The 18,862-nt window shown below is 57.8% G+C and carries 22 protein-coding genes and 3 pseudogenes; 12 read left to right on the plus strand and 13 right to left on the minus strand.

The features are described from left to right. Positions 1 to 132: 132 nt before the first annotated feature. The 3 genes and pseudogenes from CHB87_RS13045 to CHB87_RS13055 all read right to left on the minus strand — a co-directional run bounded on the left by CHB87_RS13045 (position 133) and on the right by CHB87_RS13055 (position 1,177). Complete coding sequence (locus CHB87_RS13045; RefSeq protein ID WP_089408889.1) at positions 133 to 318, minus strand: hypothetical protein; 186 nt, start codon at positions 316 to 318, stop codon at positions 133 to 135. 51 nt (positions 319 to 369) lie between these two features. Then, a pseudogene (locus tag CHB87_RS13050) lies at positions 370 to 549 on the minus strand (family 1 glycosylhydrolase); the annotation flags it as partial. Between the two features lie 157 nt (positions 550 to 706). Continuing rightward, on the minus strand, positions 707 to 1,177 hold the full coding sequence (locus CHB87_RS13055) for a hypothetical protein (protein ID WP_142988338.1): 471 nt from the start codon (positions 1,175 to 1,177) through the stop codon (positions 707 to 709). 296 nt (positions 1,178 to 1,473) lie between these two features. Here CHB87_RS13055 and CHB87_RS13060 point away from each other — a divergent pair, with 296 nt between their 5' ends. Next, complete coding sequence (locus CHB87_RS13060; RefSeq protein WP_176441739.1) at positions 1,474 to 2,505, plus strand: alpha/beta fold hydrolase; 1,032 nt, start codon at positions 1,474 to 1,476, stop codon at positions 2,503 to 2,505. A 148-nt stretch (positions 2,506 to 2,653) separates the two neighbouring features. Here CHB87_RS13060 and CHB87_RS13065 read toward each other — a convergent pair whose 3' ends face one another. Together CHB87_RS13065 and CHB87_RS13070 are read right to left on the minus strand one after the other, a co-directional pair. Next, positions 2,654 to 3,082, minus strand: coding sequence for a nuclear transport factor 2 family protein (locus CHB87_RS13065; RefSeq protein ID WP_176441740.1), 429 nt, complete (start codon positions 3,080 to 3,082; stop codon positions 2,654 to 2,656). A 157-nt stretch (positions 3,083 to 3,239) separates the two neighbouring features. Then, positions 3,240 to 4,211: a quinone oxidoreductase family protein gene (locus tag CHB87_RS13070; protein WP_089408893.1), complete on the minus strand. Its 972-nt coding sequence runs from the start codon at positions 4,209 to 4,211 to the stop codon at positions 3,240 to 3,242. Positions 4,212 to 4,303: 92 nt separating this feature from the next. Between CHB87_RS13070 and CHB87_RS13075 the strand changes: the two genes are divergently transcribed. Beyond that, the gene (locus tag CHB87_RS13075; protein WP_089408894.1) at positions 4,304 to 4,933 is read left to right on the plus strand and encodes a TetR/AcrR family transcriptional regulator C-terminal domain-containing protein; all 630 of its coding nucleotides are present in this window, start codon (positions 4,304 to 4,306) and stop codon (positions 4,931 to 4,933) included. A 35-nt stretch (positions 4,934 to 4,968) separates the two neighbouring features. On the opposite strand, the gene CHB87_RS22900 is transcribed toward CHB87_RS13075, so the two are convergent. Further along, on the minus strand, positions 4,969 to 5,160 hold the full coding sequence (locus CHB87_RS22900) for a DUF4260 family protein (RefSeq protein ID WP_089408895.1): 192 nt from the start codon (positions 5,158 to 5,160) through the stop codon (positions 4,969 to 4,971). Further along, a pseudogene (locus tag CHB87_RS22905) lies at positions 5,120 to 5,338 on the minus strand (DUF4260 family protein); the annotation flags it as partial. The gene CHB87_RS22900 and the pseudogene CHB87_RS22905, both read right to left, overlap by 41 nt. Here CHB87_RS22905 and CHB87_RS13090 point away from each other — a divergent pair. Further along, entirely contained in the window at positions 5,337 to 6,518 is a 1,182-nt protein-coding gene (locus tag CHB87_RS13090) for an MFS transporter (protein ID WP_089408896.1), read from the plus strand. The pseudogene CHB87_RS22905 and the gene CHB87_RS13090 sit on opposite strands and share 2 nt — an antisense overlap. Before the next feature lie 215 nt (positions 6,519 to 6,733). On the opposite strand, the gene CHB87_RS13095 is transcribed toward CHB87_RS13090, so the two are convergent. Together CHB87_RS13095 and CHB87_RS22605 are read right to left on the minus strand one after the other, a co-directional pair. After that, positions 6,734 to 8,407 carry a ParB/RepB/Spo0J family partition protein gene (locus CHB87_RS13095; RefSeq protein WP_089408897.1) on the minus strand — a complete coding sequence of 558 codons (1,674 nt, stop codon included), beginning with the start codon at positions 8,405 to 8,407 and terminating at the stop codon, positions 6,734 to 6,736. Between the two features lie 86 nt (positions 8,408 to 8,493). After that, a complete protein-coding gene (locus CHB87_RS22605; RefSeq protein ID WP_425432479.1) occupies positions 8,494 to 8,736 on the minus strand; it encodes a DUF6908 domain-containing protein in 243 nt (80 codons plus the stop codon). A gap of 76 nt (positions 8,737 to 8,812) precedes the next feature. On the opposite strand from CHB87_RS22605, the gene CHB87_RS13105 reads away from it, so the two are divergent. The 5 genes from CHB87_RS13105 to CHB87_RS13125 all read left to right on the plus strand — a co-directional run bounded on the left by CHB87_RS13105 (position 8,813) and on the right by CHB87_RS13125 (position 12,406). Beyond that, a complete protein-coding gene (locus CHB87_RS13105; RefSeq protein WP_176441743.1) occupies positions 8,813 to 9,730 on the plus strand; it encodes a tyrosine-type recombinase/integrase in 918 nt (305 codons plus the stop codon). A 185-nt stretch (positions 9,731 to 9,915) separates the two neighbouring features. Continuing rightward, entirely contained in the window at positions 9,916 to 10,710 is a 795-nt protein-coding gene (locus CHB87_RS13110) for a tyrosine-type recombinase/integrase (RefSeq protein ID WP_176441744.1), read from the plus strand. Further along, the gene (locus CHB87_RS13115) at positions 10,707 to 11,687 is read left to right on the plus strand and encodes a tyrosine-type recombinase/integrase (protein ID WP_089408900.1); all 981 of its coding nucleotides are present in this window, start codon (positions 10,707 to 10,709) and stop codon (positions 11,685 to 11,687) included. The genes CHB87_RS13110 and CHB87_RS13115 overlap by 4 nt, the downstream gene beginning before the upstream one ends. Before the next feature lie 64 nt (positions 11,688 to 11,751). Further along, positions 11,752 to 11,949, plus strand: coding sequence for a DUF6908 domain-containing protein (locus tag CHB87_RS22910; protein WP_425432482.1), 198 nt, complete (start codon positions 11,752 to 11,754; stop codon positions 11,947 to 11,949). Positions 11,950 to 12,034: 85 nt separating this feature from the next. Further along, positions 12,035 to 12,406, plus strand: coding sequence for a ParB/RepB/Spo0J family partition protein (locus tag CHB87_RS13125; RefSeq protein ID WP_245817973.1), 372 nt, complete (start codon positions 12,035 to 12,037; stop codon positions 12,404 to 12,406). On the opposite strand, the gene CHB87_RS21955 is transcribed toward CHB87_RS13125, so the two are convergent. Genes CHB87_RS21955 through CHB87_RS13135 form a run of 4 tightly spaced genes read right to left on the minus strand, consistent with a single transcriptional unit; the run spans position 12,320 to position 15,657 of the window. Then, entirely contained in the window at positions 12,320 to 12,772 is a 453-nt protein-coding gene (locus tag CHB87_RS21955) for a DUF6262 family protein (RefSeq protein WP_142988339.1), read from the minus strand. The genes CHB87_RS13125 and CHB87_RS21955 overlap by 87 nt on opposite strands. Continuing rightward, a complete protein-coding gene (locus CHB87_RS13130; protein ID WP_217897051.1) occupies positions 12,765 to 13,661 on the minus strand; it encodes a tyrosine-type recombinase/integrase in 897 nt (298 codons plus the stop codon). The genes CHB87_RS21955 and CHB87_RS13130 overlap by 8 nt, the downstream gene beginning before the upstream one ends. Before the next feature lie 59 nt (positions 13,662 to 13,720). After that, positions 13,721 to 14,599, minus strand: coding sequence for a hypothetical protein (locus CHB87_RS22300; RefSeq protein ID WP_176441746.1), 879 nt, complete (start codon positions 14,597 to 14,599; stop codon positions 13,721 to 13,723). Further along, positions 14,596 to 15,657, minus strand: a complete 1,062-nt coding sequence (locus tag CHB87_RS13135; protein ID WP_217897052.1) for a tyrosine-type recombinase/integrase — start codon at positions 15,655 to 15,657, stop codon at positions 14,596 to 14,598. Before CHB87_RS13135 ends, CHB87_RS22300 begins: the two co-directional genes overlap by 4 nt. A 221-nt stretch (positions 15,658 to 15,878) precedes the next feature. On the opposite strand from CHB87_RS13135, the gene CHB87_RS13140 reads away from it, so the two are divergent. The 4 genes and pseudogenes from CHB87_RS13140 (at position 15,879) to CHB87_RS13150 (ending at position 18,731) form a co-directional block, all read left to right on the plus strand. Then, on the plus strand, positions 15,879 to 16,406 hold the full coding sequence (locus CHB87_RS13140) for a ParB/RepB/Spo0J family partition protein (protein WP_245817974.1): 528 nt from the start codon (positions 15,879 to 15,881) through the stop codon (positions 16,404 to 16,406). A 52-nt stretch (positions 16,407 to 16,458) separates the two neighbouring features. Next, positions 16,459 to 16,767: pseudogene (locus CHB87_RS22915) on the plus strand (site-specific integrase); the annotation flags it as partial. Continuing rightward, entirely contained in the window at positions 16,768 to 17,454 is a 687-nt protein-coding gene (locus CHB87_RS13145; protein WP_245817975.1) for a tyrosine-type recombinase/integrase, read from the plus strand. Positions 17,455 to 17,519: 65 nt separating this feature from the next. Next, positions 17,520 to 18,731, plus strand: a complete 1,212-nt coding sequence (locus CHB87_RS13150; RefSeq protein ID WP_142988340.1) for a site-specific integrase — start codon at positions 17,520 to 17,522, stop codon at positions 18,729 to 18,731. Positions 18,732 to 18,862 lie beyond the last annotated feature (131 nt).

Genomic DNA, 18,862 nt, shown 5'->3' on the forward strand with positions numbered 1-18,862 from the left:
GCGCAGCCGGCGAGCGGGGGCCGGGAAAGGCCGGATGAGGGTGCAGGGAGAAACCAGCAAGGTTTCTCCCTGCGCGATTTTGGCCCGGAAAGACGAGGGACGGTGCAACACCGCCCCTCGCTGGATGTATAGCTAGGCCGCCTTCTTCGCGGTCTTAGCTGCTGTTTGTGGTACCTTCTTTGCCTTCTCCTTCGCAACGAACTCCTGCTTCACCTTGAGGGCGATGGCTTCAGTATCCACCTTGTAGGCAGTGGCGGCATCTTCGAGTATCGAGGTGGGATTTTCCCGCGAGGACGCCAGCAGGATGCTTGCTTCCACCAGTAGCTGGGAGAGCGTGCCTTCATCCGCACGACGAACAAACGCAGTCAGCGTTTTTGAGGTGTCGCGGGACTGCCAGCCGCCCTTGTCTTCGAGGGTTTGGGGAAGATCCCAATGAAAGAGAGTGCAGTAGGGTTCGATGCCGGCGTTGTGGAGCTCATCGAGAAGCCGATTGTAGAAGTCGAGGCCCTTGGGGTTGGGCGAGCCGTTGCCTGTCGGAAAGACGCGCGGCCAGGGGCAGGAGCAGCTTGATCGTAAGCGTTCTTGCGCGCGGCCAGAGCCGTGCGGCGCGTAGCCGTGTCAGGCGAAGCGATCTCTTTGCCGCCCTTTCCCAGAAATTCGATCGTTCGGTCGTAACTGTCGGAAAGGCTCGCTTCCAGCGGTATCGTCACCGCATCGCGATACCTCTCAGCATTCTGTGAGTAACCGTGGGTACCTCGCCTTGAAGCTGCTGGGCAAGATACGCATATCGGCCCAGGGACGTAATCTCGGCTGGCGGCACCAGCCGTAGCCGCTGTGCCATGGCAGTATCCAACTGCGCCTGTGCAGCAGCAATCTGGTCGCCGCCGGCACGGAGTGCCTGGTCATCAATATTCTCCAAAGCCTGCACCTTGATGTAAGCAAGGTGGCGTTGCAGGGCGATGAAGAGTTCGTCCGCTCCATCAAGACCGTGGGCAAGCTGCGCGACGGAAGCATTCGGAAGCTGCTTGATTTTCTCTGCCACCAGCGCTTGCAAGGGTGCCCGCGAGGAGAGTTCGGCGGCCGCACTTGGAAAGTAAAGCGTAGGAGAGATCCGTGCGTCATCGAGCGATGGGGCTTTGCTTTGGGCGAAGGCCAAGCCAGCCTGTGAGATGAACATAAGGACAAGGCCATACCGCAACATTCTCTGCATAGCTCACCATACGCAAAGTATGGTCCCTAGGTTCCGAATCGGACAGGTAAGTCCGCCCATGTGATTCCCAAATTGCAGACCTGGTATCGGGAAACTCGGCATTTCGCAAGTGCGCCGATTACTGGAGGCAACCGCGTTTCACAGGACTAATGTCCCGCTGTAGGAGCCACGCCCTTGCGCTATGAGCGCATTGGTCTGAACGCGTCCAGCGAGACGCGACGGCTCAATTATGCAACTGAGGCAGCTTTGTTAGGATGAGTTGGATGGTATTCCGCAAGCTTCTCATCAGAATCAGCACGATCATTATTCTTGTGTGTGTATTGGCTGGGGTTTGTGGATTTGCCTACAACGAGCTAAGCATTCGCCACTATCGTGCGATCGCTGGAGTTCCTGGCAAGCTATACAACATTGGCGGCCATCCGATGCACCTGTACTGCACGGGCGAAGGCTCCCCAACGATCGTGCTGAGTTCAGGGCTCGGGGATGACTTCACGAGCTGGGCGCGGGTGCAGCCTGCGCTTTCACGGCAAACCAGAGTTTGCTCGTACGATCGCGCCGGCTTTGGCTGGAGCGGATCGCGTCCCGGCGTTCAGGATGCGAACGCGATTGCCTCGGAACTCCATCAACTCATCGGGGCGGCCTCTATCCAGAGGCCGTTTGTTCTGGTGGGACACTCGATCTCAGGAATCTATCTGCGGTCTTACGCGGCGCACTATCCTGGCGATCTGGCCGGGCTCGTGTTCGTCGATGGAGCTACGCCGCTGCAGGACGACCGCATTCCTAAGGCACTGGTAAAGATCCAGGACGACCAGCGTCGTGAGATGCCGTGGCAGAAGTTGCTTATGACGCTGGGCTGGTATCGGCTCCATGGAGACTGCACATCCATTCCCCCGGGCTTTGAAGCTGACAGCGCATGGATCAAGGCCGACTCGTGCATTCCGTCTCAAATGGCCGCAATAGAGAATGAACTCGATGCAGAACGGGCTTCAGGAGAAGAGACGATCCACGCAGGACCCTTCGGTGATCTTCCCGTCCTGATTCTTTCGCGCGACCCAACGGTACTTTCTTCTAACTGGCCCGCTTCTGTCGCGAAAGCGAACTCAGTCGTCTGGAACCAGATGCAGGAGGAATCAAAAGCTCTGTCCACTCAGAGCATCCGCATCATCGCCAAAGGCAGCGACCACTACATCCAGAACGATAGGCCTGATCTGGTGATTCGGGAGATCACAGCGTTCGTAGCGATGATAAGAAAGCATCAATCCTTCCCTGATAATCATTCAACGACCGAGGAGTGAACGCGGGACTGTGCACGGTCGCTGTTCATCAGGCCTTCGAAGATCACCGAGCCGGCAGGATGGGTCACGTTCCTGACCGCAGACTCATTCCGCGCGGTCGTGGCATTAGCTGCCGATCGCGGGAAGGACCAGCAGCCGGCTGCTGAGGTCAACCGATCTGAAGGCCCAAAGCCTTCGCGTAGATGACCGGATTGCCGTACTCGCGGATGTCCGTGATGTGCCCATCGGAGATTGTGAAGCGGAAGACATAAAGGTTTCGGTAGGGCTCACCGTTCGACTTCCGGATCAGGTCACCACGGCCCTCCACGAAGACAGTCCTGCCATCGTCTGTGAGGAATGTCTGCCGATCGGTGATAACGGATCGCGTGAAATTCTCAAGCACCATGCCGAGGTAACCCAGTACCGCATCTTTCCTTTTGAAAACGCGTTCCGGGTCTGTTCCACCAGCCAAAGCGTAAGGGATGGTCAGGTTTACTTCTTCGCTGAGCACAGGGGGTGCGATCGAAATATCGCGGTCGGAAAGAGCGCGGAAAAACTGCTCCACCGCGTATTCGCTTGCTGACATTGTCCTAGACATATGCATTCTCCTCAAGTTCGGGTTTAGTTCTAGCGCTCTGCTTTTACATAGCACTGCTATATATGATGTGAGCGCGAGGAGAAAGTTTCACCTTGCAAACGCGCAATGGTCCTCTAGGATCGGGCGGACTCATCGCAGCAAAGCCCGGACAGCTAGCTCAGAATCTGACTACGAGACGCGGCTTCCCGGGCGCATCCCAGGCCTCTTCCACCGCCGACAAAGGCACGGTGCGGGTGGCGATCTGGAGATTTCCAGACCTGCGGATCGCAAATACGTTCGCGATCGCGGAGAGCAGCTTTTCCAGAGGAACACTCTTCAAGCCGCTTCCCATCAGCTGGATTGAGGAGGAACGTAGTGCCGCGCCGGGAAGATCGATGCTCTCTTCTCCACTGGCGCCTCCCACATGAACGAAACGCACCGGCGTTGCGTCCTCGACGCTGCGGACGATGGCCGCCATAACGGTCCGTGCGCTCTTGCCCCAAAGGTAATCAAGGACGACGTTTACGCCGCCCGCGATAGCGTCCTTGAGGGGGGCTTCGTATTGCTTTTCCCCTGATGGGTGGAGCAGCCCCAGCTTAAATGGAACAAGGACATCGGCGCCGATGACCCGCAGCTCTTCCAGCTCTGCTTCATTGCGCCCCGTCGCAATCACTCTGCCTGCGCCAAGATGCTTGGCAATTTGTACCGCGAGGCGACCTGCGGTGCCTGTCGCACCGTTGATCAAAACAGTTTCGCCAGGCTTCAACGCCGCGCGCTCCACGAGAGCGGCCCAGGCGGACATGCCAGGGTTGGCGATAGCCGCGGCGGACACATCATCGAGGTCGTCGGGGACCGGCACGGTCAGTTTTGGACGTACCAGCGTTCGTTCCGCTAAGGCTCCATGGGGAGCTTGCGGCATCACGAAGTAAACCCGTCTTCCATCGTCCGTCGTCCCGACGCCGTCGGCTCCTGCAACGACGGGAAATTCCGCGTCCGAGCTGTAGTGGGCGCCGGACGACCTCGACCGGCTGAACTGGCTGAGGGCGGAGGCGGCCACAGCAATAACCTCCATCCCGGTTGTGGCGACTGGATCCGGAAACTCTCCCAAGGCCGGTTTTGCTCCTGCTGTGCGAATGATGGCTGCTTTCATGACTTCCTCCTGACGTGTCACATATATCTAACGCCGTTAGGGAAAATCTAACGGTGTTTGACATTCAGGTCAAGCGTCGTTAGCGTATCAGCATGAAAGTGAATCGCGACCGGGTTCTCCGGGAGGCCTTGAGGCTCTTGGACGAAGTGGGACTAGAAGAACTTACACTGCGAACTCTCGCCAAGAAGCTGGACATCCAAGCTGCTACCCTTTACTGGCATTTCAAGAGCAAACAGGACCTCATTGACGAGATGGCAACCCTAATCCTCGCGGAAGGAAGTCCGGAGCTGTTGCCGAGAAAAGCAGATGCGGACTGGAGCGTCTTCGCCGCGGCGTTTGGGACAGGGCTGCGAAAGGTTCTTCTTCGTTATAGGGACGGCGCTCGTTTAGTCACTGGGAGCCGGCTCACAGATACGCGCTACATGACGGTTGCCGAAAGTATCGCGAAGCGCATTGTAGACGGCGGTTTCACCATTCGTCAGACGGTAGTCCTCATGAGCACCATCAACGCCTACACCCAAAGCTTCGTCATGGAAGAGCAGGCCGTATTTACGCGACCAGGAGAGCGATCAGCGCAGTACGACCTCGCTGCCAGAAAGGCGGCGCTAGAAGGAAAGGGACTACCTATCTTGATCCAGAGCGGTCCGATCTTGTTTGACCGGTTCGACCGTCGCTATCGGGAAGGTATCGAGCTCATCATTGGAGGTGCGCGGCGCGGCTGAAGATTCGCGATCGGCCCATTTTCGGACCCGTTCCCTCATACCGCGAGTTTGGTAATCGGGGTCGCGCTGCTTTGGATGTGCATGAACTTGAAAGGCTCCGGATACTTCCGGCCATAACCAAGCAGCCGATCCATGCTGACGTGGGTGACCCAAACAAGGCTTAGTTGGCCGCACAGCGGGCGACGGGAAAGCATAGGGCACGATGCCCAGTACGCATGGAAGTGCATAGGTATGGATTAGGTTGTAAATGACGCTCCCGGTGAAGGCTGGTCCACCAAAGTACGTAAGCAAGCTCCGATCGGGAACCAGAAACAGAGAGGAGAATAATGCCCAGCGATGGGGAAACGTTCTAGATCGCCTAATCAGACTCCTCTGACAATCGTTTATAGAAGCGAGGACAAGCATGGCTGATGGAAGGTCTGGGATTGTGGACGCTAGGCATACTCTGGCGCTGGCATGTGTTGCGCATGCACTTCATGACGGCTACGTGGACACGATCTACGTGCTGCTCCCGATATGGCAGACGGAGTTCTCACTTGATTACGCGGCTCTCGCCGTTGTTCGCGCTGTCTACGTCGGGACATTGGCAGCGTTCCAGGTTCCGTCAACGCAGCTTGCGAAGCACTTGAACCCGCGAACGGTTCTCGCGCTCGGGACATTGTTCAGCGCAACTGGCTACGCAGTGGCTGGCCTCTCAGGCGGTCTCATAGGCTTGGTCGGCGCGCTGGCGTTGGCAGGCTTCGGCGGCAGCACCCAACATCCACTTGCCTCTGGCGCCGTGTCGCGGGCTTATGGCGAGAAGTCTCGCGGCCCCCTAGGCACATATAACTTTGCTGGTGACCTCGGCAAGGCGTCACTTCCACCAGTCGTCTCTTTCTTGCTGACGCTGATGCATTGGCGCTCAACGCTCTGGTTCGCTGCCGGGCTAGGTTTGCTCGTTGCAGTCTCCATACGGCTATTCATGCCGCCCGTTCCAACTCCTGCCAGCGACATGGAAGTGGTCGTTGTGCCGATCGGCCAGACTAAGGGCAAGGTGGGCTTCGCACTACTCTTTGTAATCGGAATCCTTGATACAGCCACACGCATGGGCTTTTTGTTGTTCCTGCCTTTTCTCATGAAGACGAAAAGTGCATCGCAAACGAGTGTGGGTATTGCTTTATCGTTAGTATTCATTGGCGGAGCTTTTGGGAAAGCAGCCTGCGGCTGGCTTGGAGCACGTCTTGGTTTGCTGGCGACTGTGCTCACGACTGAAATCGGTACCGCTGTTGCCATCCTCTCGTTCTTGGTTCTTCCTCTCATCCCAGGGATCATCATCTTGCCGTTCCTCGGCGTGATGCTCAATGGCACGTCGTCCGTTCTTTACGGCACGGTTCCGGAACTTGTGGCTCCGCATCGCATCGAGCGGGCTTTTGGAATCTTCTACACAGGTATTCTCGGCGCAAGCGCACTGGCCCCTGTGATCTACGGGCGCCTAGGTGATAAGACCGGTATCGTTTGGGCCGTGGTCGCTACTGCCATCACGGCACTTGCTGTTGTGCCGCTCATGTTGAGTCTTTCACCCCGGCTTCACGCAGAAGAAAGGTAACGGGAGACGCGCTTCACGGCAGTTGAGCGCCGCAGGCAATAAAGGGGAAGAATGCAAAGAGGAGGAACTTGACTCTTTGCCGCGCAGCCGGCGAGCGAGGGCCGGTGCCAGGCGGGATGAGGGCCGGGAGAAACCGAAGGGGGTTCTCCCGCGGTTTTTTGAGCAATCCAGAGACAAATCGGCCCCGGACGAATCCGGGGCCACGATATCTATGCTTAGGCCGCTTTCTGCTTCTTCGCCGTTGTCTTCTTCTCGGCTGGTTTGACAAGGCTAGGGGCTGCTTTGGCCTTCGTCGCTTTCTTGGGTTTTGCCTGAGGCGGGACGAACACGGCCTCGGCTTCCGTCAGCAAGTCGGGGTCGGTGTCGCGCGGGATGCCGAGATGGTCGGTCAAGGCGAGACGCAGGGCGAAGCTGGTTAGCTTCTCGTCGGTGGTGGCTTCAAGCGCGGAAAGTACGATCTCGTGCTCGGTCTGTTCGTGATTTTCGTCATCTGCTGCGAAGTGGCTGGCGACTTCCTCAAGGAAGCTGTACGGGTCGATGTAGACCACCAAGCGCAGGAAGAAGTGAAGCTGCGCTGCTGTGAACATCGCGGGTGCTTGGTCGAGGATGCGGTCGAAGGTGGCAAGACGCGCCTTGCGCTGTTTTTCGCGGCGGGCTTGTTCGGCTTCGTACTCCTTCTGCTGACGCTCGAATTCGGCTTTGCGCTCCTCCTCTTTACGCTCCTGTTCGGCGTTGTACTCGGCCATCCGTTGCTCGTGCTCGGCTTGGCGCTGTGCGGCTTCTTCCTCCGTCTCCTCTTCGGCAGCGGGTGCCATGACGGGCGCCAGATCGGCAGCAACGCGGGCAGCTTCGCGCGGGTTGTGTACCGGGCAATCGGGGTCAACGCAGACGGTCAGTGTATGTCCGGCATGTTTGCCGAACACGATCAGGGCGGATTTGGTGTGAGGGCATGGCGGCTCGGCATCTGGGTTATCGGGGATGTCGAGTTCGCGGTACTGGTGCTTTTGCAAGGCTCCGGGGTGCTGCTCCTTCGGCGCTCTCCATGCGGTCTCGATGGTGACGAGCTCAGGCCGCGCGGCAATCTCGCGGTCGATGTGCGCAGCGACCTTGGCTTGGAAGCATGGCGCATCAAGGCACTGGTCGCCCTGCACGTCCGCAAACAGGCTGGTGTTGTACCCACTGCGACGTGGGCAAGTGATGCAAGCCCCGGCCTCTGGTTTGAGGGTGGTGTCTTCGCGGTCGAACGGTGCCTCGGCAAGGTTCAGGTAGAGATTGGCCTGTATCCACGCCGAAAGGTGCTTGGCGGGAAGCAGGTGCGCTTCCTTGTCCTGCCAGTCTTTGCGCCAGCAGTTTTCAAACGCCTCGGCCTGATGCTCCTGAGGAAGACGGGCGATGAGGTTTGCGTGACTCGCCGTAATGCGCTCCTCCACGAAGGCCTGGGCGACATCGGGGATAAGCTGCAATAACGAGAGACGCGCATAGATGTGGCTGGCGCTCTTGCCCGACTTAGCAACTAGCGCGGCCACGTCGTAGCCGGGCAGGTCTAAGAGACGCTGAAAGCCTTGCGCCTCCTCGTATGGGTGCACATCGACGCGCTGCGAATTCTCAACCAACTGCCACTCCATCGCGGCGGCGTCGTCAAGGTCCACGATGCGGGCCGGAAGCGAAAACACTTCCGCAAGCTGCGCGGCGCGGAAACGCCTCGCCCCGGCCACGATTTCGAAGCCACTGGCGTTGGGACGGATGGTGATGGGTTGGATGAGGCCATGCTGCCGGATGGATTCGGCAAGTTCTTCCAGCTTGGATTGCTCGAAGGTCTGGCGCGGGTTGGTGGTGGACTCGTGAATCTGGTCAATGGCGATGTATTGGAATGCGCTGCTGTCCTGCATGGTGCCCTCCTTGTGGGCTGTCGATGGTGGCGGTTGTGGAGCGCACACGCTGCCCTGTATCCGCTCCGTAGGCGGAGAAACTTGGGTTAGGCGTGTTGGTGTCGCTGCCGCTCGAAGGCCTCGGCGAAACCTTGCAGTCGCAGGTTCTTGTCCCATAGCTTGGCGAAGCGTTCGTGTTCCGTGTGGAGTTGCGAGTGATAGCAGTAGTTGCCCTCGCGAATAAAGCGGCTCCACTGCTCTATGGCGACATAGTCATTGCGCCAATACTGTGTGAAGCGCCGGATTATGTGAAGCGGAGTCTCGCGACATAGCTCGGGCGCAGTGTTCACGCGGCTCTTGTATTTGCACTACTCAACATAGTTCGGGACTCTTCTCATGCCGACATCCGGTCGGCACGAGGAGACTATGGACCAGTCATCGAAGAAGGAGCTATCGCTCGCAGAGTGCGTGGCCAGCTATGACCTGTACGCGCGAGAGGTACGCTGTCTCGCAGCATCGACACGTGAGATTCAACGCCGCATCCTGCGGCGACTTTGCCGCTATTGCTTTGGCGATGGGACGATCGCATGGGATGCCATTTGCTTCACGGACATCGTTCGGTTTCTGACAGCCGAGTTCGAGCGCTATCCCAACCGGGGCACGCAACGCGCTTCGCTGACGAGCATGCGCACGATTCTGCGGTATCTCGCAGAGAACAACATGGTGCCGAAGGGATGGGACGAAGCTCTTCCCAGGACTGCGACGAAGCGTCACGCGCATCTTCCGCGACAGCTTTCGAGTGAGCAGATACGTGCTCTATTCAAGGCATCACAGGGCAACAGGTGGATAGCGCGCCGAGATCGTGCGTTACTGTTGCTGTTACTGCGGCTCGGTCTGCGCTGCGAAGAAGTTGCTCATCTCAAGTGGCAGGATATCGACTGGCAAGCAGGCTCTATAAGGATATGCAGCCAGAAGAGCCGACGCGACCGGATACTTCCGCTGCCGGAAGATGTGGGCAAGGCGCTTGTCGCCTACCTTCGAACCTTCTCCAGTGTCCCGCTCTGGATTTTTGATTCCAGTCGTTCAACCTTCCCTGATGAGATGAGACGCCTGCATATCAAGGCGATCTCGAAGTACCTCTTCAAGCGAGCGGGTGTGATCGGAGGTTCCGCGCACTCACTCCGTCATACCGTCGCCACCAGCATGGTGAACCATGGCGCGTCCTTTAAGGATGTATCGGACCTGCTCGGCCATCGCCATCTTTCTACGACGTTGATCTACGCCAAGCTGGACATGAAGGCGCTCGCTCAGGTTGCTCTGCCGTGGGCGGGAGGTGAGCGATGACCTTCGAAGCTCTGTCCCAACACCTCGAAGCATTCCTTGCGCTGAAGAGGACTCGCGCTAGGCGTAGCCCTTATTTTGAAGGCGACCAGCGTAGACGCCTCAGATATGAAGAAGCGCTGCTCCGGAGCTTTCTTGAACGATGGCGACAGCACGGATGTCCTTGGCCGATCCACACGGAGTTCGCGATGGATTGGGTGATGCTGGGTTCTTCGCTAGGCAGGCCCTATCGCGATGAGCATCGCCTGCTTGCCATCCGCGCGTTCCTGCTGCAGATTCGTACTTTCGAAGAACAGACGGGCGTTCCGCAGAGCCAGTTCCGGAGGCGGTATAAGCGCCGCGCGCCCTACATCTTCTCTGACCAGGAGATTCATCAACTTATGGAAGCAGCCGCACGGAACCCGCTCAGGTTTCGTGCGGCGACGGTCAGCACTCTGATCGGCCTGCTCGCCAGCACAGGCATTCGTATCGGTGAAGCTCTAAGACTGACGATGGCTGACGTGAGGCTCGATCGGACGCAAGCACACCTTTATATCCACGAGACGAAGTTTGGGAAGTCACGCAACGTTGTGCTCCATCCCTCGACCGTGGAGCATCTGCGGCACTACATGAGCGCGCGAGCAACAGCGTTGCGGGGCCGCCAAGCTGAGCCATTCTTCACCAACACGATCTGCCGACCGCTGATCTATAACCCACTCCGATACACCTTCCGCCAGCTGTTGAAGCAGACCGGTATCGCTCCGTCTGCAGGCCAACGCAGGCCCACACTGCATTGCTTCAGGCACACCTTCGCTGTGAAGCGATTGACGCTTTGGCAGCGTGAGGGCACCGACATTCGGAAGCAGCTTCCATGGCTCTCTGTGTATCTCGGTCACCAAGGGCCGGAGACCACCTATTGGTATCTGAGCGCTACGCCGGATCTCCTTCGCGATGCCGGTGCATTGTTCGATCCAGAACTGATGCCGAGAGGAGACCGCCGATGATGCTTGCAGGCCCTCTTCTCCAACGCTATTTCACCAACTACCTCATCGCTCAGCGACGACTCAGCCCACAGACGCTGGCGAGCTATCGGGATACGTTCCGTCTCCTGTTGCAGTTCGTGCAGTCGGAACTGAAGATCGAGCCTTCGCACCTTGCCATCGAACAGCTTGATGCGGAGATCATTCTGCGCTTTCTCGACAGCCTGGAACAGCAGCGCAAGAACTCTATTGTGTCCCGCAACCTGCGGCTCACGGCCATACGGTCGTTCTTCCGCATGGTGGCTCTCCATCATCCCGAGTGCGTTGGAACAGCAACACGCGTGCTCGCCGTTCCGATGAAGCGAACGGATACGCGGCTTCTGGAGTATGTCTCTCGCACAGAGATGGACGCCATCCTCAACAGCATCGATCGCAAGCACTGGTGCGGCCGGCGTGACTATGCCTTGCTGCTGACCATGTACAACTCCGGCGCGCGCGTCTCTGAACTGTGCGCTCTGCGCGCCGATCAGATCGGCAGCGGCAAGAACAGCTACGTCCATCTCCACGGCAAGGGCCGCAAGGAACGTGCGATTCCGCTATGGCCGTCCACCGCACGTATCTTGCGCGACTGGCTTCGCGAGAACACCGGGGGCATAGCCTTTCCGGGAGTTCGCGGCGAACCGCTGAGCCGCTTTGCCGTGCGACTCCTGCTACAGAAGGCCGTTGCTGCTGCATCGGCACACTGCCTCAGCTTGAAGAAGAAGCGCATCTCGCCTCACACGATCAGACATGGAACCGCTATGGCGCTCCTTGATGCGGGAGTGGACATCTCCGTTATCGCACTCTGGCTCGGACACGAGAGCATCGAGACCACCAACGGCTACCTCCATACAAGCATCGCGTTGAAGGAAAAAGCCCTCGCTAAGGTCACACCCTCAAGCTCTACATTCAAGCGCTTCAAGCCTGATGACAGGCTCCTTGCCTTCCTCGCGTCGCTCTAACTATGTGCAGTCAGAACGCTGATATCCCGCGTCCTGACTGCATTTCTCTGTCCGACTTCACATAATCCGGCGCTTCACACAGTACTGGCGCAACGACTACGTCGGAGCCGAAGAGTGGAGCCGCACGGTCGTTCGTGACCATTACATCCATCTGATCGCTTTGCATATTCAGCATAAGCGATTCGCGGAGCTTTGGGACAGGAACCTGCGTTCGCAGGGCTTCGCCGAAGTCTTCGACCCGCAAAAGCACAATCGCGGCTAACCCCTTCCCGCCCTCGGAGCGGATGCAGGGGAACGCCTCCGCTCTACAACCTCATGCCCATAGCCCACGCCCACAGGAGGGCATCATGCAGAACAGCAGCGAATTCCAATACATCGCCATCGACACCATCCATGAATCCGCCACCAACCCCCGCCGCACCTTCGACGAGGGCAAGCTGGCCGAACTGGCGGAGAGCATCCGCACCAACGGCCTGATTCAACCCATCACCGTGCGACCACAAGCGGAAGGCTTCGAGATCGTCGCGGGAGCGAGGCGCTTCCGTGCCGCGCAGCTTGCAGACCTCTTTTCCCTTCCCGCCCGCATCGTCGACATCGACGACGCGCAGGCGCTCGAATGGCAGTTAATTGAATTATCTATAGTCGTCAAGCGATTTCTTTCTTTTGTTGCGGTTCTGCACGTCGTGGACATGTCCACGACGTGCAGGTTTATCGTTTGAAGGTCGTCGTACAAGCTGGCCGTAGGACAGTTCCAGTTGTTCCTTCAGTTCTTTATTCTTCGCTTCCAGTTCCTTGACGCGAAGCCGTAGCGTGGCGATGATTCGTTCCTGGGAGATGAGTCTACGGTCTTTGCCTGTGTTTTCTGCGATTGGCTTCGAGACCGTCCGCAGCTTCATGATGCGCTCACGCAGGAGCTTGGTTTTATAGAGCCATGCCGTGGAGACTCCAGCTTCAGCGGCGACTGTGCGGAAGTTGATCGACCGTTCGTCGGTCTGCATACGGCGGATGGCATTCTGCGCCCTTTCCAGCGCAGCTTTGCTTCTGAGCTGCGTGCTTCGTTCAAGCCCCACTAGATTTCTACGCATTTGGCACCTCCAGAGACGTGATGATATTCACCAGGTTCTCCCGCTTCCGCTGATTCATTTCGCTTTGACGTACCCATCCATTCGCATCTGCTTTGGCGATCACGCGCTCTGTCTCGCGCAACTCTGAGCGATGAACATCAAGGAAGGTGATATCCGTTCGGAAGTGGGCGCAGTTCAGACAAGCATTGGGATGAGGACATGGGCCAGCGACTGTAGGGATAGAGCAGAAGCCATTCGTCAGAGCCTGCGCGAGCACGTTTCGACTGAACCACTGTAGCTCCGCTGTATCGTTCGCCGTGTTCTCCATGACCTTCTTGCCAGTGACATCGACCAGCGTCCCTGCAAGGTACTCCGACAGCTTCTCGCGCATCGTGCTGTCGTGGATATGGGCATAGCGGCTGGTCATCTCCGGGCCTTTATGCCCGAGGTAACGCTGGATGATGTGATGCGGCACACCGAGATTGATCATCCGCGTTCCAACCGTGTGACGGAACTGATGCGACTGGAAGCGGAACAGCTTTCCCGTCACATCTTTGATCTGATGGACATAAGCCAGATGATTGATCGCCTGCGAGAAGCTAGCCTGGCGTGTGGGACGACCTCGCTCGTTGGGGAACAACAACGTCGATGCGTTACCTCGCGCACGAACAGCTTCCTGCTGCTCCTGCACGACACGCGCGATCGCCTGCGAGACGGGTATCGTATTCTCCCGTCGAACCTTACCCTGAAGATAGCGAAGGTAGAAGACGCCTCGTGCATCTTGAGACAGGCAGTCCATAGGAAGTTGCAGCAGTTCGTTGATTCTCATTCCGCACTCCTGCAGGATCAGCACCATGCGCATCCACCACGGTTTAAGTTCGTGCAGATGTTGGTTCAACTGGTCCAGCACTGCGGAAGGGATATATCGCGGCTGACGCTTCGCAGGTTGTGGAACCTCCTCATCATGGATCAGACGTTCCGGGCCAACCGACAGCCATCGCTCACGGTGAGCCAGTTCGAGGAACGTGCGAAGGTTGATGATGTGGTTCTTCCGCGTTCCGGTACATACTCGGCTAGGAAGATAGGCGAGGTAGCGCAACAGCAGCGGCGCGTGATCGACCGCACGGTTGCATGTGGCCTATCTGCTGCAAGGAACTCGGAGAAGCAGACCACCGCCTGCAACCGCGTCCGGCATGTACCCTCGGCATAGATCGGTAGACAGTAAAACAAGAAGGACTTCACTGCCGTACGCAACCATGGCTGTTGGATCAGCAGGAAGTTAAGCGGTCCGGGCGATAGCGTAGGATTATGCAGCATCGACAGACGGCGAAGATCCCAGATGTCCTTCTCCTGCTCTGGACGTTCGTCGTAAGCATCGCTCAGCAGAAGATAGGCCTGGCGCAACGTGCTGATGTAAGCACTGTCGCGTGGCGTAACAGACGGCTGCTGATCGCCATCCATCCGGCAGGTCGTTCCCATCCGATACATGCCACGCTTTGTCAGATAGCTCGTATAGGAGCGCCGCCACCACTCCAGATCATGCTCCATAAGCGATAGCGGGAGATGCTTCAGGCTGTTCAGCCATTTCACAAGAAGGTGGACCTTCGTCAGCTCCTGTGTGCTTCTCCATTGGCCTTCAACGAACTTCTTCCGGAACACATACTTCAACTCGCCGTTGATCGCCGCCGATTTGCAGTGGAAGCGGAGACGGCGCTGGCTAGACTTTGGAGATAGACCTTCGATGGAACAGCACTGCATATCCCACACATTGTCGCTCCAGAAGCCCTCCAGTTGTGCAAGAAGACGACGCTGCTTGGCGCGATTCCATCGCTCTGTGTAGCGGCTCATTTCGCACGCTCCCGAAGATAAGGTGCATAGGCCTCTCCCATGTCTTCTCCGGACAGATGAGCATAGATGCTCGTCGTTGTCTGGATGTGGGCGTGGCCCAGCCTCTTCTGTACGTAGGCCGCATCCCAGCCAGACCGCAGCAACTCGGTCGCGTGCGTATGGCGGAACATGTGTGGAGTGACGTGAAGCCCGGTTCTCATTCCCAACGCTCGGAATAGATCGATGACCGTCGCATAGCGCATTGGTGTTCCGATGCGGCCACCCCACAAGTTCACGAACACATAGTCATGAGTGGCCTCTCGATACTCATGCACCAGATAGTCCGCATAGAGCGCCATGACTTGCTTGGAGACATGCACCACATAAGGATCGCGTGACTTCGTGCGAGCCCCATTGAGATTCGAGCGCGGAACGATCTCGATCTCCCCATCGAACGAACGTATGTCTGCGTGCCGCAGACCAAGCGCTTGGCCGATACGCATTCCGCTCTCATACAACAGACTCAACAGAAGCCGGTCTCGAAGATGAGTGCAGGCTTCCAGAAGGCGCTGTATATCTACTGCCGCAAGCACCTTGGGCAACCGCTTCGTCGTTCGCACTTGCATCACAGACTGGCGAAGGGATTGCCGGCGATTGATGTGGTGCAGGAACGGCTTGTAGGGACTCCTTACGCCGAACCGTCGCGACCGGCTGACCTCTGTCTCGATGCCAAGCCGATCCTGGTACTCATAGAGCGAACCCACCGCGGCTAGGATCACGTTGATCGTTGTGTCACAGCGCTGTTTGTGGGCAGAGGCGGACGACTGACGTAGCCAGCCAACGAACAATGCAAGGTCGTTCAGCACGACCCCCTTCCAAGAGAGTTGTCGATCGCTCAGGAACTCATAGAACAACCGAAGATGATGGGCATACGCTCGCACCGTGTTCGGCGAGCGTCCAAGATGGTGAAGATACAGCAGGTATTCATTGACTTCTGTAATGGGTCGGCCGTTCGCGTCGAGAACGATCCAACTGCGCTCATGGCTATCTGTCATGATGATTCGTTGCACTTTGATCACATCTACCTCCAGAGGCAAGGGCGCCAGCCCGCATTGGCGCAGTACGCTACGCTCACTGCGCCAATGCGGGCTAACCTTCCTCCGGCAAGCAGAGAACTTCACTCCTACTGCACGTCATAGACGCTCTACAGTTAACGATTCCACGACGAAGGGAAACGCATCATCATAGACGTCGTAGACATCCTTTGACGGACTCAAGATAAGTTGAGAATTCGCAGCGTGTGGACGTGCATCCTTACGAGGAGGCGCAGGGTTTTCAGCGTCTCTTAGACCTTCCCGGCTATGATGTTGCCGCGCTTGTCGCCAAATCCAGCAAGAGCGCAAGCCACATCTATGCGCGTCTCTCGTTGTTGCAGCTTATCCCCGAGGTCGCCCAGGCATTCGTGGAGGAGCGCATCACGGCCAGCCATGCCAACCTCATCGCCCGTCTGCCGCAAGAGCATCAAGCAGACGCTTTCGAAAACTGCTGGCGGAAGGATTGGCAGGACAAGGAAGCACACCTGCTTCCGGCTAAGCACCTTAGCGCGTGGATTCAGGCCAATCTCTACCTGAATCTTGCCGAGGCACCGTTCGACCGTGAAGACCCTACCCTCAAACCAGAGGCCGGGGCTTGCGTCACCTGCCCACGTCGCAGCGGATTCAATACGAGCCTGTTTGCGGACGTTCAGGGCGACCAGTGTAAGTTATGTGGAATCAGGGCAACCGCAAGTGTTTTCCGCTGGCTCGCCGCCGCCGCGCTCCCCGCATGAGGCGGAATTAGTGTCCAGGCTGTTCTCCTTGGATCTCCACCAGGAGGTTCATGTGCCGTTCGAGTTTACTGTTCACCCGATCCGTTGGGATCGGTGTCCGTTGGTCGCATCAGACCCTCACGCCCAAGCGTGGCTTTTGTTGCAGTCGCACCGTGGCCTATCCTCCAACACGCTCGATGCCTACTCGCGGGCATCGGAGAGGTATCTTGCATTCTTGAAGTCGGCATGCATTGCATCCGTCTCCGCGACGCGGGCGGACGTGGGACTGTATCTCGCAGCGTTGCAAGCCGGCGAGGTCGCTCTAGCGAACGCGACGATACAGCAGCTACTAACGGTTGTTCGCCTTTTCCATGGATATCTGATGGAAGAGGGAACGCGTTCCAACAACCCAGCCGCACAGACCGGCAGTGGACGGGCGATGGTCGCACGTCAGCAAAAGCTGCCCTGGATTCCTAACGAGGAAGACTGGCACCGGATTCTTGCGGCAGCACGACAGGAGTCCATCCGTAACAGGACGATGCTTGCGTTTGCCTATGACGCTGGACTTCGCCGCGAAGAGCTTTGCAGTCTCCAGAGCAGTGACATTGACCCGTCGAGACGCATTCTCCGGATTCGAACCGAGAGTACGAAGGGACGCCGCGAGCGCGCTCTTCCTTATTCCGCATCGAGTGGTGAGTTGCTTGGCCGCTATCTCGTGCATCGCAGGACCCTCGGCAGCAAGCGCGGGCCGCTGTTCCTCTCCGAGTCTCACCGCAACTATACCGAACCGATCTCGATATGGAGCTGGTCGAAGATCGTCCTACACCTTGCACGACGAGCGGGCGTCGAACGATTCTCAACTCATACCCTTCGCCATCTTTGTCTGACCGACCTTGCCCATTCGGGTTGGGACATACACGAGATTGCAACCTTCGCCGGACATCGGAGCGTACAGACCACACTGCTCTATATCCATCTCAGTGGACGCGACCTCTCGCTCAAGCTCGCAGCGGGTATGGCTCAACTTCACGCCCGCCGCGTTCAGATGCTTGCGGAGGTTGCCCAGTGACAGTCAAGCGAGTCAGGAAGGATGGACAGCCATGGCACAACAACATTGGTCGGTGGGTCGATAACTTGACCGCCGAGCAACGATCATCACTGTTTCAGCGCAGCGCCCGTGCCCAGTGGGGACCTGAGAAGAAGAAGCCGAAGAAGGCGGACGACGGACCCTGGACATGGCCCATTGAGCTTTCCCGATACGACCGCTGTGCCATGCTCACCGCGGGCGAAGAAGAGATGTTGACACGCTATGCAGAGGCATATCGCTTCTACAGGTACGGCCGAACGATGGACTTTGGTCCTTCGCTCAACCGGCTGGTGCAGCCGCTCAACGATACGCTCGACTATACGGGGATCAAGACCAACCATCGCAAGTATGTGCTGCTGTTCTTCCTGCGTGAGATGGCTGAGCGTAAGCGTTCTTTTTGGGGATGGACTACCGAAGAGTGGATCGATTCCATCGAGCGGAGAAGGATGGAGCGTCAGCACATCGTCGCCATCGCTTACTTGCTTTGTGACTTTGCTGACCTACACCGTCTCAAGTGCGACCACGTCGTTTACGTGTGCCTCGCACGCAAGGTGTTTGGCCGCGATTACATGAAGACCGTCTCCGACCGTGTCCACGCACTACTTCTGGAGTGGGGATACATCAAGCACGGCATGAGTGATCGCATCATGCGGACTGTATTTGAGACGCTGCTCTTCATCCGCTCGCCCCATCTTGATCAGCTTACATTGGAGCATTTGAAGGCGGTGATCGCACGGAAGCCACCACGCCTTGGGAGCTACTCCATCGTTGCTTTTTCCCGTGTGCTGGCCAGCATGGGGACCGTTCCGGAGGCTCTTGAGATCCATCGACCCGTTTCCGACAAGAAGTCTTCGCCCGCCCTTACTCTCGGCGTGCCACCTGAGTGGGCGCGCCTCTGCCGTCTCTGGTTTGATCGATCCACCTACGCGAGGAGTTCCAGAACCCAGAGCTATTACTTCCTTCTCAACGTCGGTCGTTGGCTCGGTCATGTACATCCAACGGTTCTCTCACCAGGCGATTGGACTCGTGATCTTGCCGCGGAACTCATCTCCGTCGTCTGTCAGTGGCATGGTGGAGACTGGGGAAGCATCGATCCAGTTCATATCAGAAGCCGAGGTAAGATACTCGCCCCAAGTACTCGTGCGAGCCGCATCTCCACGCTGCGGATCTTCTTTCGCGATCTTCAAGAGTGGGAGCTGATCCCGCGACGATTTGATCCCATGCGGCATTTGCCACACCGAAGAGCCTGGTCGCTCTGATCGGTCCCAACCCGAGGATCATCGCCGACGATGTCTGGGCCAAGCTCGTATGGGCCGGTCTCAACCTCGTTCCCGATGATCTTCCCCGTCGTGGCCCGGCCCATCGAGGGAACTTTCGCCCCAACAGTTAT

The sequence above is a fragment of the Granulicella rosea genome, assembly GCF_900188085.1.
Taxonomy (GTDB): Bacteria; Acidobacteriota; Terriglobia; order Terriglobales; family Acidobacteriaceae; genus Edaphobacter; species Edaphobacter rosea.